Genomic DNA, 16,041 nt, shown 5'->3' with positions numbered 1-16,041 from the left:
ACATGACAGGCCGAATGGCCGAGTTACGGAGAGACGATCCATGACCACCTCCCACCTGCCGCGGCGCGGTGCGCTGAGCCTCGGCCTGGGTGCCGGCATCGCGGCCCTCGCGCGCCCTGCCCTGGCACAGGGCCGGTACCCTGATCGGCCGATCCGCATGGTCGTGCCCTGGTCGCCGGGCGGCGCGAGCGACATCCTGATGCGCTCGCTCTCGGACGCTGCGGGCAAGCGGCTGGGCCAGACGGTGGTGGTAGAGAACCGCTCAGGCGCCGGCGGCATCCTGGGCGCGCAGATGGTCGCGACCGCTCGGCCGGACGGCTATCTCCTCACCCAGACGCCGATCTCGATCTTCCGCTACCCGCAGATGGTCGCGCGCCCGCCCTTCGATCCGATGAAGGACCTGACCTATGTCGCGCAGATCACGGGCTATCTGTTCGGTGTCGCCGTGCGCGCGGATGCGCCCTGGAAGGATTTCCGCGAGCTGATCGCCTATGCCAAGGCGAACCCCGGCAAGATCAACTACGGCACGCCGGGCTCGGGCACCTCGCTGCACATCACCATGGAGCAGATCGCGGCGGCCGAAGGCGTGGAGTGGACGCAGGTGCCCTTCCGCGGCGCATCCGAGAACATGCAGTCCCTGCTGGCCGGCAACACCCAGGTCTGCGCCGAGACGAGCGCCTGGGCGGAGCTGGTGCAGAGCGGGCAGTTCCGCCTCCTTTGCGTCTGGAGCGGAGAGCGGGCCAAGCGCTTCCCTGATGTGCCGACGCTGAAGGAGATCGGCATCGACATCGTTTCCACCTCCCCTTACGGCATCGGCGCGCCGGCGGGGCTGGACCCGGCCGTGCTCCGCACTCTGGAGGAGGCGTTCCGCGACGCCGCGCAGGACCCCGCCCATGTCGCGCTGCTCGAGCGCTATGACATGGCGCCGGCCGTGCTCGGCAGCGCGGACTACACTGTGGCGGCGCGTAAGCAGTATGAGGAGGACGGCGCGATGATCCGCCGCCTCGGCCTCAAGGCGAGCTGAGCGCACCCGTCGCGCGGGCGAGCAGGGCGGCAGGTTCGGACCCGTCGCCCGCCCATGTCACGAACTGATCCGGGCGGACAAGAATGGTGTTCGCCTCGTAGGCCTTCCTGGCCTCATCGCCCATCAGCACAACCTCGAGCGGAATGCCGCGTTGCGCGGCTTCCCGGCGGAACTTCGCAGCGGAAGCTGAATCCGGTGCGGTGCTGAGAAGCGTGAATCCGCTGCCGAGAGATTCGAACACGTTGCGGCCGGAGGGCAGCGGCTGCGGCGCCAGGTGGTGCCCGGCCCGCGCCGCGAAGAGATGGGATCCCATCGCACTCGGCGAACCACCCGCGCCCGCCACGATAGGTGAGCCCTCGTAGTTCGGCTCGAAGGACGCGACCTCGGATTTGGCGCCCGACTGCCGCGCGGTCCATTCGGCCTCGAACGCCGCCCGGTCGCGCGCGGGGTCGAAGGCGGCGAGGAAGTCGCGATCGGCGTTGATTGAGCGCTCGATGAAGTCGCCCGCGGTGGAGGCGAAGACCGGGCGCCGCTCGGCATCGTAGGAATCGAGCAGCTCGGGCCCGCCCCAGCCCTGCAGCACCGCCGCCAGTTTCCAGGCGAGGTTCGCCGCGTCCTCCAGCCCCGTGTTGATGCCGTAGCCGCCATAGGGAGGGTGGCTGTGCGCAGCATCGCCGGCGACGAACAGGCGGCCTTGGCGGTAGCTGTCGGCGATGGCGAAGCGGAGATCCCAGAAGCCGATATGCTCGAACTCCACCTCGAACTCCGCGCCCGCCGCACGGTGCAGCAGGGCGCGAAAGTCGGTGTTGTCTTTCGTCGTGCCGGCGGGAACCGGCGCATGGAAGAACCAGGTGGCGCCGAGGTCCACGCGCCCGAAGAACTGCCAGTAGCCGGCCAGATCCGGGTGCAGCACGTTGTAGTAGGACTTGCCGGGGAACCGGGACAGCAGCTCGTGCAGCCCGGTGGAGCGGAAGACCAGCAGCACCATCAGCCGATCATGGTCCGACCGGGTCTGCGTGATCCCCGCCGCCTCACGCAGCGTCGAGCGGCTGCCGTCGCAGCCTACGGCATAATCCGCGCGCAATATGCGCCGGCCCGGTCCGTTGCGCTCGGCGATGGTGACGCGGACGCCGTTCGCGTCCTGCTCGACCGCTTCGGCTGACCAGCCATAGACGGTCGTCACCGCCGGCAGCTCAGCCGCGCGGGCGCGCAGCACGGCTTCCGTCGCGTATTGGGGCAGGCGCTCGTTGTCGGTGAAGTAGTAGGGGCGCACCAGCTCGCGCTGCAGCCAGTCGTAATGGTAGTCGCCGAGCAGCGTGCCATAGGCCGTCATCCCGCCAATTCCGTAGGATTTCGGGATGGTGCGCGCGGCGCGCAGCGCGGTCTCCGCGCCCCAGAGATGCATGTGCTCCATCGTCCGCTGGGTGAGGTTCTGGCCCTTGGGGATGGGCTGCGGGCTGACATGGCGTTCGACCAGCGTGCAGGCAATTCCGCGCTGGCCGAGAGCGATGGCGAGCCCCATGCCGACGGGGCCGCCGCCGATAATGGCGACCTGCGTGCGATCCGGGTCGTTGGCGGTCATCTCTGGGCGTTTCCGGTGCTTCGTTGCATCCGGCCACGCGTCATACGCCGCCGAAGCGGCAGAGCGCGCGGTCGTCTGGCCGACGATCATGGCGCGCCCCGCTGCACATCGCCACCCGGGCGGTGCACGACTTGCCGCCGGTCAGGCCACCCGCGCGCCGGAGCGGCGCGCTCAGTCCACCCGTGCGCCGAAGCGGCGCGCTCAATCCACCCGTGCGCCGGAGCGGCGCGCTCAATCCACCCGTGCGCCGGAGCGGCGCACGATGTCGCCCCAGCGCTGGATGTCGCGCTCATGCACCTGGCGGAAGGCTTCGGGGCCGGGATCCGCGGGCGGGGTGATGCCCTGGTTCTCCTTCAGCCAGGCGACGAAATCTGGCTCGCCGATGATGCGCGCCACCTCCTGCGCCATGCGCTGCTGGATGGCGGCGGGGAGGCGCGGCGGGGCGAGCAGCCCGTACCAGGTGCTGCTCTCGAAGCCTGGCAGCGCGCAGGCCTCTTCGATAGTGGGCACATCCGGCAGGGCGGAAAGGCGCGCGCGCGTGGTCACGCCCAGGGCGCGTAGCTGCCCCTGCCGCACGGGCCCGATGCTCGGCCCGCTCTGGTTGAAGAAGAAGGCCGTCTCCCCGCCCAGCAGCGAGACCATTGCCGGCCCCTGGCCGCGATAAGGCACGTGCAGCGTGTCGATCCCCGCCGCCATGGAGAACTGCACCCCCGCGAGATGGGTGGAGGCGCCGTTGCCGGTGGAGGCATAGGCGAGCGCGCCGGGCTTCGCCTTCGCCGCAGCGATGAGGTCCCGGCAGGTATTGATCTCCGGCGAGTGCTGCGGGCTGACGAGCAGCACGTTCGGCACATCGCCCAGCAGCGCGATATGAGTCACGTCGCGCAGCGGGTCGAAGGGCAGGCTGCTGTAGAGCGAAGCATTGATGGCGTGCGTGCCGGCGGTGGCGAGGAGGAAGGTGTATCCATCCGGCCGGGCGCGAGCGACGTATTCGGATGCAATGTTGCCGCCCGCCCCTGTCCGGTTGTCCACCACGACGGGTACGCCAAGGACGCGTGTGAGGGGTTCCGCGAGCTTGCGGGCGTAGATGTCCACGCCCGAGCCGTTGGGAAAGCCGCCCATGATGGTGATGGGGCGGTTGGGCCAGGGGCCGTCCTGGGCCCTGGCCGCCGCGGGCAGGGCAAGCACGGCGAGCGCCGCGAGGCGGAGGGCGGTTCTACGGAGCACGGCGTCATCCTCTGCGCGTTCGGGGCCGCCCGGGCCTCGGGCGAGAGGACGGAGTATGGCGGCGGGCGACTGCGCTTGAGAATACCGCCGCGCCACTGGATCGGGCCCACTGCGACCGCCCCTGCCCAGGATTGCGCCAGCCCCGGCGCGGCCTGACCAGGAAACGGGCTGCGGGCCGCGCCGTAACCCCTGCCAGCGCTGGCACATGGCTTGCCCTTTGAGGCTACGCTTCGGCGATCGACCATCTCGGAAGCCCGCCACAATGCCCGACTCCCAGGAAACGCCCCTCGTCGCCGGCCTGTTCCACATTGCCATCAAGACAGGCGATCTCGCCGCCACCCTCCGCTTCTACAAGGGCGTGATGGGGCTTACCGACACCCGCCGCCCGGATTTCGGCTATCCGGGCGCCTGGCTTGCCGTTCCGCTGCCGGGCGGGCAGGCGCTGATGCACATCTATGCCGGCGGCCCTGCCCTCGGCCCCGAGGGCATCGCGCCGCAGGGCACCGCCGCAATCGACCACGTCTCCCTCGCCTGCCGCGGCTACCACGCCTTCATCGCCCGCTTCCGCGAGGCGGGGCTGGAGTGGCGCGAGTTCCTCGTGCCCGGCACCAGCCTTTGGCAGCTCTTCGTCTACGACCCCTCCGGGGTGCAGCTTGAGCTGACCTTCGATGGCAGCACCGAAACCGGTGCGCCGCCCGACATGTCGGAGGGCCGCCGCTACGTCGCGGGCCTCTCCTTCTTCGATCCCGTCACCTATTCGAAGCTCTCCTGAGGGCCCACGCATGAACCGTCGCAGCCTGCTCGCCGCCACGCTCGCCACGCCTTTTCTCCCCCGCGCGGCGCTGGCGGCGGATGCGGTGAAGATCGCCGTCTTCAACGTCTCCTCTGCCCTGCCCTTCTATGTCGCGCGCGAGCGCGGCTTATTTGCCGAGGCGGGGATCGCGACAGAGGCGGTGCCGCTGCAGGCCGCGCCACTGATCGTGCAGGCGATGGTTTCGGGCGATGTGGACGGCGCCTCCAACCTCGTCACGCTGGAGGGCGCGAACATCAACTCCCGGCGTGCCAACACCGCGGTCTACATCCAGCTGGGCGGGCAGAATGCCCAGTACCAGATGGAGCAGTTCATCGTCCGCCCGGGCTTCAGCGCGACAAGCATCAGGGAATTGAAGGGCGCGCGCATCCTCTCCGCTCCTGGACCGGCCAACATGTCCGCTGCCCGCGCCGTGCTGGCCGCGAACGGCCTGCAGGAAGGGCGCGACTACACGCTGAGCGAGCAGCAGATGGGCGTGCATGTCGGGGCGCTCGCGGCCGGCACCTTCGATGCCGCCTACACGCTGGAGCCCCAGGCCAGCATCGCCGAGCGCCAGGGTGCCGCGCGGCGGCTGGAGGCTGGGGTGATCGCGCGCTATCTGATTGGCCGGGAGGGCGCGCAGGCCTGGGCTGCTGGCGGCGCGCTCACCGGCAAGTTCCTGCAGGAGAGGCCAGAGGTTGCCGGGCGGTTTGCGGGTGCCTGGGCGAAGGCCTGCGCCACCATCAGGAGTGACCCCTCCGTGCGCGACCTGCTGGTGCGGTTCATGAACACCTCGGCCGAGCTCGCGCCCACCGTCCCGCTGGTGAACTTCGCCATGGTGAAGGACCTGACCTCGCAGGACGTCGCGGATTTCCAGAAGTTTGTCGATCTCGCCGTCACCCAGGGCGTGGTGCGCAGCGCGATCGACGTGAAGACCTTCCTGCGCCCGCTGTGACGGCCATTTCCCCCCGGGACGCCGCGGTTTCCGTCCGCGGCCTCTCCAAGGCCTATCGTGGCCAGCCCGTGCATGCCGGATTGGACCTCGATCTTCGCCGCGGCAACATCCTCTCGATCTTCGGGCCGAACGGATGCGGCAAGTCCACCCTCATCAACATGATGGCGGGGCTGCTGGAAGCGGATTCCGGCACGGTGCTGTTCGATGGCCGCACGGTGGGCGAGGCCCGCATCGGCTATGTCTTCCAGAACTACCGCGAGGCCCTGCTGCCCTGGCGCCGTGCCGCCGACAATATCCGCTATCCGCTAAAGCTGATGGGCAAGCCTCGCGCCGAGGTGGAGCAGCGGCTGGAGGCGCTCGTGGCCTCCTTCGAGGTGCGCTTCGACCTCAACCGCTACCCCTATGAGATGTCGGGCGGTCAGCAGCAGCTCGTCTCCGTCATGCGCGCTCTGGCCATGGAGCCCGAGGTGCTGTTTCTCGACGAACCCTTCTCCGCCCTGGATTACGAGACGACGCTGTCTCTGCGCGAGCTGCTCGGACGCGTGCTGAAAGAGCACCGCATCACCGCCATGCTCGTCTCCCACGACCTCGAGGAATCCATCGCGCTCGCCGATCGGGTGCTGATGCTGACCCGCCGCCCGGCCAGAATCGTGGACGACGTGCCTGTTCCCCTCGCCTGGCCACGCGACGCCGCGACCCTCTCCTCCCCGGACTTCGTCGCCATCAAGAAGCGCTGCCTCGATGTCTTCACCGCCTCCGTGCGCGCACGGCCGGAAGCGGCCTGATGCGCGGCCTGGTTCCGCCTCTTCTCGGCGCCGCCGGCTTCATCGCTCTCTGGCAGATCGCGGTGCTGCTGCGCGTGGCCGACCCCGTGCTGCTCCCCTCCCCCGCCGAGACCGCGCGCGACACCTGGGGCGCTCTCCAGACCGGCACGCTGGGGCATGACGTGCTGCGGACGGTGTGGCGCACCCTGCTCTCCTTCCTTATTGCCTCCGCCATCGGCGTGCCGCTGGGCGTGGCTCTGGGCGCGCGGGAGCGGCTGTATCGCGCGGTGGAGTTCGTGGTGGACTTCTTCCGTTCCACCCCCGCCTCCGCTCTCTTCCCGCTCTTCCTCGTCCTGTTCGGCACGGGGGAAGCGACGAAGATCGCGGTGGCGGCTTTCGGTGCCGCGCTGGTGATCCTGTTCAACGCCGCCTATGGCGTGATGAACGCCCGCCGCACCCGCGTGCTGGCCGCGCGCGTGATGGGCGCCGGCCCCATGCGCGTGCTGACGGATGTGCTGGTGTGGGAGGCCTTGCCGCAAATCCTGGTCGGCATGCGCCAGGGCGTCTCGCTCGCGCTCGTCATCGTGGTGGTGGCGGAGATGTTCATCGGCTCCACCGACGGTATCGGCCAACGTGTGATCAATGCGCAGATGCTATTCGAGAGCGGGCTGATGTACGGCGCCATCTTCGTCGCCGGTGCGCTGGGCTACGCGCTGAACCTGCTCTTCCTGCTGATCGAGAAGCGCTTCGTCCACTGGTCCGGCAAGTAGTGGGGCGCCTAGTACGCCCCGTGCCGGGCCAGATGCGCGGCGAGAGTCGGCACGCGCTCCGAGAGCAGGATATTCTGCAGCGGGCTCCGCACCTCGCTCACTTCGATCTGCATGCTGTCGTCAATCATCGGCGGCGAGACCCGCATCTCGATCAGACCGAGGCGCAGAAGGGCGATGTAGCACTGGCGGGAGGCGCGCAGGACGTTCTGCAGGTCGCCCAGTACCCAGACATTCTCCATCAGGTTCTGGGCCTGCACGATCGGCTTCACCGCTTCCACCCCGCGGGTCAGCGCGGCGCGTGCCTGGTCCGGCTTTCCGAGCATATGGGCCAGGACACCTTCGGCGAAGGCGCAGATGACGAAGTTCAGCGCCGAGACCTTGGCATAGCCGACGAGATGCGTGTGGCGCGTCGCAAGCTCGAAGAAGGACAGCGCCTGCTCGTAGGACTCGTCGTAGAGCGAGAGATGGGCGGCGACGGTGGCGAGCGAGACTGTCCAGCGCACATGCCGCCAGTCGACCCTGGCACCCGACGACTCTGCCGCGCGGACGAGGGCGGAGCCTTCCTCCACCACCGGCCCTGCCTCGCGCAGGATCCAGGCGACACGCGCCGTCTCCTCGGGGGAGAGCGAGTCGGCCGGCTTCTCAAGGTAGCGATGGCTGAGAATGGTCAGCGCAGCGGCCCGGAGGACGAATTCAGCGCCTGGATTGTTCAGGTAGAAGCTATGCGCCGCCAGCTCCAGCAGATGCCGCGAGCGAAAGCGGGAGTGGTGCAGCTGGACCTTGTCCAGGAATTCGCCCGGCGAGACCCGGAGGGCGTCGAAGAACAGGCCGTGCAGGACTGCGCCGCCCGCGATGTCCGTGCCGGCATCGTCGGTGATCCGCACGGCATAATCCTCGGCCGTGCGGAACGACGTCACGTCGAGGGTGGCGCGGGCGCGGGCGCAATCATCGAGAGGGAACCAGGCCAGCTCCCGGCTGCCAAGGCGCAGGCAGGCCTGGCGCCCGGCCCAATCGGCAGGGGCGCGCACCGTCAGTGCGAGGGAAAGCGGACCTTTGGCTTCCTCCGGGGATGCCTCGATCTCGATGCTAGACCTGCTCATTTGTATCCGAAACAATTCGCCCACTTCATGCCCGGGGCATCTCCGCGCGTCAAATACCCTTCATAAACCCCGCCCGGGGCCCGTGCGAAACGGGCGGCGTCACGCCCGCCCGTGGCAGTGCTTGTACTTCTTGCCCGAGCCGCAAGGGCACGGCGCGTTGCGCGGCGTGCGGTCCCAGGTGGACGGATCGTTCGGATCCACCCCTTCCGCGACGCGCGCGGTGGCCAGCGGCGCCGCCGTGCCGTACTCGCCGGCCACCGCGTCGTAGCCCAGCAGCGGATCGCCAGACTCGGGCGTGGGGTGGCGGGCGTCGATGAAGCCGATCGGTTCCGGGCTCGGCATCGGCATCTCGGGCGAGAGATTCACCTGCATCAGCCAGCGCGTCGTCTCTTCGCGCATCTCGCCGAGCATGGCGTTGAACAAGTTGAAGGCCTCAGACTTGTACTCGTTCAAAGGGTCGCGCTGGCCATAGGCGCGCAGCCCGATGCCCTGGCGAAGGTGATCGAGCGAGAGGAGGTGATCCTTCCACACCTTGTCGAAGACCATCAGCAGAATGGACTTTTCGGCGTCGCGCACGCGCTCGATGCCGGCATTGGCGGCGCGGGCGGCATAGGCGCTATCGGCCGCCTCCTGGATGCGCTCGCGGATCTGGGTCTCGTCGATCCCCTCCTCGCGGCCCCATTCCACGACCGGCAGGTCGAGGCCGAGCACGTCCAGCACGCGGGTCTGGAGCGTCTCCGTCTCCCACTGCTCGGCATAGGCGTTCTCGGGGATAGCGGCGGCGACCATGTCGTCGATCACCTCGCGGCGCATCTCGGCCACCGTCTCCTGCACGTCGGCGGCCTGCATGAAGGACTTGCGCTGGGCATAAACCTCCTTGCGCTGGTCGTTCATGACGTCGTCGTATTTCAGCAGGTTCTTGCGCGTGTCGAAGTTCCGCGCTTCGACCTTCTTCTGCGCCTTCTCCAGCGCCTTGTTGATCCAGGGGTGGACGATCGCCTCCCCTTCCTTCAGCCCGAGCTTCTGCAGCATCCCGCCCATGCGGTCGCTGCCGAAGATCCGCATCAGGTCGTCCTCGAGCGAGAGGAAGAAGCGGGACGCGCCCGGGTCGCCCTGGCGGCCCGAACGGCCGCGCAACTGGTTGTCGATGCGCCGGCTCTCATGCCGCTCGGTGCCGATAACGAAGAGGCCGCCCGAGGCCTTCACCTTGGCCGCGCTCTCCGCAACCTCGCGGCGGATCTCGGCCAGCCGCGCCTCGAATTCCGGCCCGTCCGGCTCGCCGGGGAAGGTGGCGCGGGCCAGCATCTCGGCATTGCCGCCGAGTTTGATGTCGGTGCCGCGGCCAGCCATGTTGGTCGCGATCGTCACGGCGCCGGGGCGGCCGGCCTGGGAGATGATCGCCGCTTCCTGCTCGTGGTAGCGCGCGTTCAGCACCTGGTGCGGCACGCCCTTGCGCTTCAGCAGCTCGGCGATCAGCTCGGACTTTTCGATGCTGGTGGTGCCCACAAGGCAGGGCTGCCCGCGCTCGCGGGCCTCCTGCACGAGGGTAGCCACGGCCTCGTACTTCTCCATCGCCGACCGATAGACCTCGTCATCGGAATCGAGGCGGGTAACGGGCAGGTTGGTGGGGATCTCCACCACCTCCAGCTTGTAGATCTCGGCGAACTCGTCGGCCTCGGTGGCCGCCGTGCCGGTCATGCCGGCCAGCTTGGGGTAAAGGCGGAAGTAATTCTGGAAGGTGATGCTCGCCAGCGTCTGGTTCTCGGGCTGGACGGTCACGCCCTCCTTCGCCTCGAGCGCCTGGTGCAGCCCGTCGGAGTAGCGGCGGCCCTCCATCATGCGGCCGGTGAACTCGTCGATGATGACGATCTTGTCCTGACGCTCGATGTAGTCGACGTCGCGCGTGAACAGCGTGTGCGCGCGAAGGCTCTGGTTCACGTGATGGACGAGGGTGACGTTGTGGAAGTCGTAGAGGTCGCCCTCCTCCAGCATCCCGGCCTCGGTCAGCGCCGCCGAGACCGCCTCGTTGCCCGCCTCGGTGAGGGAGACGGTCTTGTTCTTCTCGTCCTTCTCGAAGTTCTCCGGGGTCTGCGCGATCACGCGCACCACGGCATTCACGCGGTTGTACAGCTCGGAGGTATCGTCGGTCGGGCCAGAGATGATGAGCGGCGTGCGCGCCTCATCCACCAGGATGCTGTCCACCTCGTCCACGATGGCGAAGGCGAAGGGGCGCTGGACCATCTCGCCCAGGCTGTACTTCATGTTGTCGCGCAAGTAGTCGAAGCCGAACTCGTTGTTCGTGCCGTAGGTGATGTCGCAGGCATAGGCCTCGCGGCGCTGGGTGTCGGTCTTGCCATAGACGATGGTGTCCACCGTCAGGCCGAGCCAGTTGTAGAGCCGCCCCATCTCCTCGGCGTCGCGGGACGCCAGGTAGTCGTTCACCGTCACCACATGCACGCCGTTGCCGGTCAGGCCATTCAGGTACACGGGAAGGGTGGCGACCAGGGTCTTGCCCTCGCCGGTCTTCATCTCGGCGATGCGGCCCTCATGCAGCACCATGCCGCCGATCAGCTGCACGTCGAAATGGCGCATCCCCAGCACCCGCTTGCTGGCCTCGCGGCAGACCGCGAAGGCCTCCGGCAACAGGCTGTCCAGCGTCTCGCCGCGGGCCAGGCGCTCGCGGAACTCGGGGGTCTTGGCCTGCAACGCCTCGTCGGAAAGGGCGGAGATGTCAGGCTCCAGCGCGTTGATGGCCGGCACCCGCGCCCGGTACGCTTTGAGGGCGCGGTCGTTCGAGGTGCCGAGGATGGCGCGGGCGAGGCGGGCGAACATGGGGGCAGGCGATCTCCGGGGCATCGCAGAGGGGAGCCGCCACCGAAGGGCCGCGGCGCGGCCGGCAGGAGGGGGGCCACACCGGGCCCTGCGTGCAAGGGGGAGAGATAGGGAAGGGGGAACGGCCGGTCAACGAAGGCCGCAACCAACCCGGCGCCTCCACCCCTGCCCGGGGCCCGGGCTTAAGCCGCAGAGACCGCGCCGCATGGCCTGCCCGGCCGTTACGGGTCTTATCCAGCGCCGGAGCACGCCGCGCCATTCAAGGCAGCGACGTGCCGGCCGGAGCCGGTACGGCTCCGATCCAGGCTTGTGATCGAGTCCCCTGGGATGGCCGCCTTGTGACGGAACGACCGCTCGGCCATGTTGCGCCCCCTTCCGCCAAGGCTTCCCCCATGCGCCGCCCGCTTCTCGCCTCCGCCCTAATCCCGACCTGCCTGCTCTCGGTCGGCCTTGCCTTCGCCCAGGCACCCGCCCCGGCCCCGGCGACCCCTGCTCCGGCAAGCCCGGCTCCGGCGACCGCTGCCCCGGCCACCCCTGCCCCGGCAGCGGCTGCGGCCGATCCCGTGGTGGCGCGGGTCGAAGGCCAGGAGATCCGCCTTTCTGACGTCCGCGACGCCGCCGGCGAGCTGCCGGACGAGCTGAAGAGCGCGCCGCCCGCTATGCTCTACCCGCTGATCGTGGACCAGCTCGTGGCGCAGAAGGCCCTGGTGGCCCGCGCCCGCGCCGAGGGCTTGCAGAACGATCCGGAGGTTCAGCGCCGCGTTGCCCGCGCCACCGACCAGGAACTGCAGCAGGCCCTGCTGCGCCGCGAGGTGGCCCCGGCCCTGACCGAGGAGGCCCTCCGCGCTCGCTATACGCGCGATTCCGCCAACCGCCAGGGTGAGGAGGAGGTGCATGCCCGCCATATCCTCGTCCCGACCGAGGCGGCGGCCCGCGAGGCTCTCGAGGAGGTTCGCCGCCCCGGCGCCGACTTCGCCGAGATCGCCAAGCGCCGCTCCACCGGCCCCGGCGCCGAGCAGGGCGGCGATCTCGGCTTCTTCAAGAAATCCGACATGATCCCGGAATTCGCCGAGGCCGCCTTCGGCCTCCAGCCCGGCCAGATCAGCCCCAACCCGATCCAGACCCCCTTCGGCTGGCATGTGATCAAGGTAGAGGGGCGCCGTACCGCACCCGCCGCCAGCTTCGAGGACAGCCAGGAGGCCCTGCGCCAAGCCGCCTTCGAGGAAACGGTGAACGCCGCCGTGGAGCGCATTCGCGGCGCCGCGCGCGTCGAGCGCTTCAACCTGGACGGCACGCCCCAGCGCGCGCCGAGCCTGCTGGACGGCGCCGCGCCCCCGGCCGCGGCCCCTGCCCCGGCCCAGCGGCGCTAAGGAAGCCGGGCATGGCGAAGGACCTTCCCGTTTCTCCCCTGCGCGTTGAGCTGCCGCCCCTCCCCGCGCTGAAGGGCGTGCGGCTGGGCGTGGCGGCCGCCGGCCTGCGCTACCAGGGTCGGCCGGACCTGATGATGATGGAGTTCGTCCCCGGCACGACGGTCGCGGGCGTCTTCACCAGCAACAAATGCCCCGGCGCGCCCGTGGACTGGTGCCGCAAGGCGCTGAAGGGCGAGGCCGCGCGCGCGCTGGTGGTGAATGCCGGCAACGCGAATGTCTTCACCGGCCGCGCGGGCGTGGAGACGGTGGAGGCGACCGCCGCCGCCGCCGCCGCCCTGGTCGGCGCGAAGCCGGCCGAGGTGTTCCTCGCCAGCACGGGCGTGATCGGCCAGGTGCTGCCGCATGAGAAGCTGACCGCGGCGCTGCCCGCGCTGCACGCCACACTGGCCGAGGCCGGCTGGGCCGATGCCGCGCGCGGCATCATGACCACCGATACCTTCCCCAAGGCCAGCACGCGCACGGCAACCATTCATGGCACGACGGTGACGATCGTCGGCATCGCCAAGGGAAGCGGCATGGTCGCGCCGGACATGGCAACGATGCTCTCCTTCATCGCCACCGACGCCGCCATCCCCGCCGCCGCGCTGCAGGCCGCGCTGCGCAAGGGCGTGGAGGCCAGCTTCAACCGCACGACGGTCGATAGTGATACCTCCACCTCCGACACCGTGCTGCTCTTCGCCACCGGCCAGGCCGGGCATGACCGCGTGGGCGCGCTCGCCACCGAGGCGCTGGCCGATTTCCAGTCGCAGCTCGATGCCGTGCTGCTCGACCTCGCCCTGCAGGTGGTGCGCGATGGCGAGGGCGCGCAGAAGCTGGTGAAGGTGGAGGTGCGAGGCGCCGTCTCCGACAGCTCGGCCAAGCGTGTCGCCATGGCGATCGCCAATTCTCCGCTCGTGAAGACCGCCATCGCCGGCGAGGACGCGAACTGGGGCCGCATCGTCATGGCTGTGGGCAAGGCCGGGGAGCCGGCGGACCGGGACCGTCTCTCCGTCGCCGTCGGCGGCGTCTGGATGGCCAGGGATGGCGGCGTGGTCGAGGGCTATGACGAGGGCCCGGTGGTCGCCCATATGAAGGGCCGCGAGATCGACATCGAGGTCGACCTCAACCTTGGGAAGGGCGAGTCCACCGTTTGGACCTGCGACCTCACCCACGGCTATATCGACATCAACGGTTCCTACCGGTCCTGAGACCCGTCAGGGGCGGTCGAAAAGATCGCCCCTGGACTGGAACGGCGACGACCGGTGCAGGAAGTATCGATCGAACCGCTCATGCCCGCTGCGGTCAGGAAGCGGGTCCGGGGTTGGTGCGCAGCCAGCCAGCCCCGGCCCGGACATGCCGATGAGAAGCGCGGCGATGATCCGTACCAGCATGTTTCTCCGGCCTGGCTGAAGATCCATGCGGAAAACGCCGCAACCGCGCCCCCGTGTGCATTCACCAAGGGCGGAATGGCTCCCGCACCGCCTTGCAGCCCTTGGCCGATGGGCCTTCAATTCCCGAAAAGCCGGCCTACGGGCACGGCGGAACGGGAGGTCGCCATGACGCGCTTCGCAGCAGCCAGCTTGCTCGCCACCCTCGCCCTGGGGGGCGTTTTCGGCTCGCCCGCGATGGCGCAGACAGATGAGGTCGCTCGCCAGATCGCCGCGGCGCGGGAAGCGGCCGGCACCGATCTCACTCCCTACATGCAGATGTGCCGCAGCGCGGACCCGGCTGCAGCTCCCGCCGCACCATCGATCGAGGCCCGCCTCCGCCAGCCGCGCCCGCCCGCTGGCCGCGCCTTCGACAACCTGATCTTCCTGGGCAACCACTGGACCACCGCCTGGGCGCTGACGACCTCCGAGGGGATCATCATCCTCGACGCCATGGACAATGACGAGGATGCCGAGCAGGGCATCGAGGCCGGGCTGCGCCGCTTCGGGCTGGACCCCGCGAACATCCGCTACGTTATCGTCTCCCACGGCCATGGCGACCACTATGGCGGTGCCAACCGCCTGAAGCGCCTCTATGGCGCCCGCATCGTGATGAGCGAGACGGACTGGCGCATGCTGGAAACGAAGCTCGAATTCGACCGGCCCGACTGGGGCCGCCCGCCCGCGCGTGACATCAGCGTCTCCGATGGGGATCGCATCACCCTCGGCGACACCACGGTCGAGCTGCTGATGACCCCCGGCCATACCATGGGCACGCTCTCGCCGATGTTCACCGTGCGCTATGGCGGGACGAGCCACCGCGCGATGATATGGGGCGGCACCTCCTTCAACTTCGGCCGCCAGCCGCCGCGGCTGCAGGCCTATATCGAAGGAACCGAGAGGGCGCGCGAGGTGGCGCGGACACAAAACGTGGACGTCTTCCTCTCCAATCACGCCTTCAACGACGAGGCCATTCCGCGCACCGCCGCGCTGGCCGCCAACCCCGGCATGGCCAATCCCCTCGTTATCGGTCAGGCCGGCGTGCAGCGCGCGATCGGCGTGCTGAATCACTGCGCCCGCGCCACCATGGCTTCCTGGAGATAGGCAGATCCCTTGGGCAGGACCCGGTTTTCCACAATCCTGCCTCCCGTATAAAATTCAATCATTGAAGCACAGAGCGCAGAGGCCCATATCCAGGGGGTCAATCTCGTTAGGTTCGGCCTGCTCTCTCTGCTCTTCACTGAGCGCCGAGCCCGGTGTCCGTCTCTCCTCGACGCTTGATCCGCCCCGCGCTGTTGCGGGAACGGTACTCATTCCTGAACGGAACACCCACCATGCCCATCGGCACCGTGAAGTGGTTCAACGCCACCAAGGGCTTCGGCTTCATCCAGCCGGAGGACGGCTCCAAGGACGTGTTCGTCCACATTTCCGACGTCCAGCGCGCCGGCATCCAGGAGCCCCGCGAGGGCGATCGCCTGGAGTATGAGCTGCAGCGCGGCCAGCAGGGCAAGGTCTCGGCCGCGAACCTCAAGGCGGTCTGAGCCGCAACGCCGTCGTGGCAGGAGAGGCCCGTCCCTCCTGCCCGGCCCTCCCTTTCGGGGGAGGGCGCGGCACTCCGGGCCGGCTTCACGTCACAACCCGCGAGGACACGCCATGCAGCGCCACAGCTTCGAAGTCGGCCAGAGCATCGAACTCATCGCGGGCATGCTGACGCCTCCGGGAGTCACCGGGAACTACACTGTCGTTCGGCTGCTGCCGAACGATGCCGCGGACCGCGAGTACCGCGTCCGCAGCGAGCGCGACGGGCATGAGCGTGTCGTTCGCGAAAGCCAGATGCGAAGCGGGCCCCTCGCCGCGCTCGGCCGGAACTGGCCTGTCGCTGGCTGACGCCGCGGCTACCCTTTCCCATCCATCCGGGTCCCTCAGGGGCCCGCAGACCATTGCTGCAGAACATCACCGGGGGCCATCGTGGCGCAAAGCAAGACCAAATCCGAGGCAGCCGGCGCGGCTGAACCCGCGGGCCTCGAAGAGACCATCGCCTACCTCGCCAAGCGTCATAAGGTTTCGCAGGCCATTGTGCGCGAGATCGCGCGCAAGCTCGGCTCGGCCGACCGTATCGCGATCGAGCGTGACATCGAGCGCGGCAAGGCCCGGCGCTAAGCCG

16 protein-coding genes are annotated in these 16,041 nt (G+C 69.0%); 11 read left to right on the top strand and 5 right to left on the bottom strand.

Going from position 1 to position 16,041, the window contains the following annotated elements; genetic code table 11:
* The first annotated feature begins 40 nt into the window (after positions 1 to 40).
* Positions 41 to 1,024, top strand: a complete 984-nt coding sequence (locus tag ACVBD7_RS01285) for a tripartite tricarboxylate transporter substrate binding protein (protein WP_458095714.1) — start codon at positions 41 to 43, stop codon at positions 1,022 to 1,024.
* Here ACVBD7_RS01285 and ACVBD7_RS01280 read toward each other — a convergent pair.
* Complete coding sequence (locus ACVBD7_RS01280; protein WP_458095713.1) at positions 1,011 to 2,606, bottom strand: FAD-dependent monooxygenase; 1,596 nt, start codon at positions 2,604 to 2,606, stop codon at positions 1,011 to 1,013. The genes ACVBD7_RS01285 and ACVBD7_RS01280 overlap by 14 nt on opposite strands.
* A 231-nt stretch (positions 2,607 to 2,837) precedes the next feature.
* A complete protein-coding gene (locus ACVBD7_RS01275) occupies positions 2,838 to 3,830 on the bottom strand; it encodes a Bug family tripartite tricarboxylate transporter substrate binding protein (protein WP_458095712.1) in 993 nt (330 codons plus the stop codon).
* Between the two features lie 262 nt (positions 3,831 to 4,092).
* Between ACVBD7_RS01275 and ACVBD7_RS01270 the strand changes: the two genes are divergently transcribed.
* From ACVBD7_RS01270 to ACVBD7_RS01255, 4 genes are read left to right on the top strand one after another with little or no spacing between them, the layout of a single operon-like run.
* Positions 4,093 to 4,602 (top strand): VOC family protein, encoded by a 510-nt coding sequence (locus ACVBD7_RS01270; protein ID WP_458095711.1) that lies wholly within the window; start codon positions 4,093 to 4,095, stop codon positions 4,600 to 4,602.
* Between the two features lie 10 nt (positions 4,603 to 4,612).
* On the top strand, positions 4,613 to 5,575 hold the full coding sequence (locus ACVBD7_RS01265; protein ID WP_458095710.1) for an ABC transporter substrate-binding protein: 963 nt from the start codon (positions 4,613 to 4,615) through the stop codon (positions 5,573 to 5,575).
* A complete protein-coding gene (locus tag ACVBD7_RS01260; RefSeq protein WP_458095709.1) occupies positions 5,572 to 6,360 on the top strand; it encodes an ABC transporter ATP-binding protein in 789 nt (262 codons plus the stop codon). The genes ACVBD7_RS01265 and ACVBD7_RS01260 overlap by 4 nt, the downstream gene beginning before the upstream one ends.
* Complete coding sequence (locus ACVBD7_RS01255) at positions 6,360 to 7,109, top strand: ABC transporter permease (RefSeq protein ID WP_458095708.1); 750 nt, start codon at positions 6,360 to 6,362, stop codon at positions 7,107 to 7,109. The genes ACVBD7_RS01260 and ACVBD7_RS01255 overlap by 1 nt, the downstream gene beginning before the upstream one ends.
* A gap of 8 nt (positions 7,110 to 7,117) precedes the next feature.
* On the opposite strand, the gene ACVBD7_RS01250 is transcribed toward ACVBD7_RS01255, so the two are convergent.
* Together ACVBD7_RS01250 and secA are read right to left on the bottom strand one after the other, a co-directional pair.
* Complete coding sequence (locus ACVBD7_RS01250; RefSeq protein WP_458095707.1) at positions 7,118 to 8,209, bottom strand: hypothetical protein; 1,092 nt, start codon at positions 8,207 to 8,209, stop codon at positions 7,118 to 7,120.
* A 99-nt stretch (positions 8,210 to 8,308) separates the two neighbouring features.
* Positions 8,309 to 11,041 carry a preprotein translocase subunit SecA gene (secA, locus tag ACVBD7_RS01245; RefSeq protein WP_458095706.1) on the bottom strand — a complete coding sequence of 911 codons (2,733 nt, stop codon included), beginning with the start codon at positions 11,039 to 11,041 and terminating at the stop codon, positions 8,309 to 8,311.
* A gap of 392 nt (positions 11,042 to 11,433) precedes the next feature.
* Here secA and ACVBD7_RS01240 point away from each other — a divergent pair, with 392 nt between their 5' ends.
* A complete protein-coding gene (locus tag ACVBD7_RS01240; RefSeq protein ID WP_458095705.1) occupies positions 11,434 to 12,411 on the top strand; it encodes a peptidylprolyl isomerase in 978 nt (325 codons plus the stop codon).
* 11 nt (positions 12,412 to 12,422) lie between these two features.
* Positions 12,423 to 13,658 carry a bifunctional glutamate N-acetyltransferase/amino-acid acetyltransferase ArgJ gene (argJ, locus tag ACVBD7_RS01235; protein ID WP_458095704.1) on the top strand — a complete coding sequence of 412 codons (1,236 nt, stop codon included), beginning with the start codon at positions 12,423 to 12,425 and terminating at the stop codon, positions 13,656 to 13,658.
* A gap of 6 nt (positions 13,659 to 13,664) precedes the next feature.
* Here the strand turns inward: argJ and ACVBD7_RS01230 are convergent, their stop codons facing one another.
* Positions 13,665 to 13,841, bottom strand: coding sequence for a hypothetical protein (locus tag ACVBD7_RS01230; protein WP_458095703.1), 177 nt, complete (start codon positions 13,839 to 13,841; stop codon positions 13,665 to 13,667).
* A gap of 165 nt (positions 13,842 to 14,006) precedes the next feature.
* On the opposite strand from ACVBD7_RS01230, the gene ACVBD7_RS01225 reads away from it, so the two are divergent.
* The 4 genes from ACVBD7_RS01225 (at position 14,007) to ACVBD7_RS01210 (ending at position 16,037) form a co-directional block, all read left to right on the top strand.
* Positions 14,007 to 14,981, top strand: a complete 975-nt coding sequence (locus ACVBD7_RS01225) for an MBL fold metallo-hydrolase (RefSeq protein ID WP_458095702.1) — start codon at positions 14,007 to 14,009, stop codon at positions 14,979 to 14,981.
* Positions 14,982 to 15,211: 230 nt separating this feature from the next.
* A complete protein-coding gene (locus tag ACVBD7_RS01220; protein WP_458095701.1) occupies positions 15,212 to 15,418 on the top strand; it encodes a cold-shock protein in 207 nt (68 codons plus the stop codon).
* Positions 15,419 to 15,530: 112 nt separating this feature from the next.
* On the top strand, positions 15,531 to 15,764 hold the full coding sequence (locus ACVBD7_RS01215) for a hypothetical protein (RefSeq protein ID WP_458095700.1): 234 nt from the start codon (positions 15,531 to 15,533) through the stop codon (positions 15,762 to 15,764).
* Between the two features lie 81 nt (positions 15,765 to 15,845).
* Entirely contained in the window at positions 15,846 to 16,037 is a 192-nt protein-coding gene (locus ACVBD7_RS01210; protein WP_458095699.1) for a hypothetical protein, read from the top strand.
* Positions 16,038 to 16,041: the final 4 nt, after the last annotated feature.

Source organism: Roseomonas sp. WA12 (assembly GCF_054165765.1).
The sequence above is the reverse complement of the archived record's forward strand: the minus strand, read 5'-3'. Positions and strand labels throughout refer to the sequence as shown.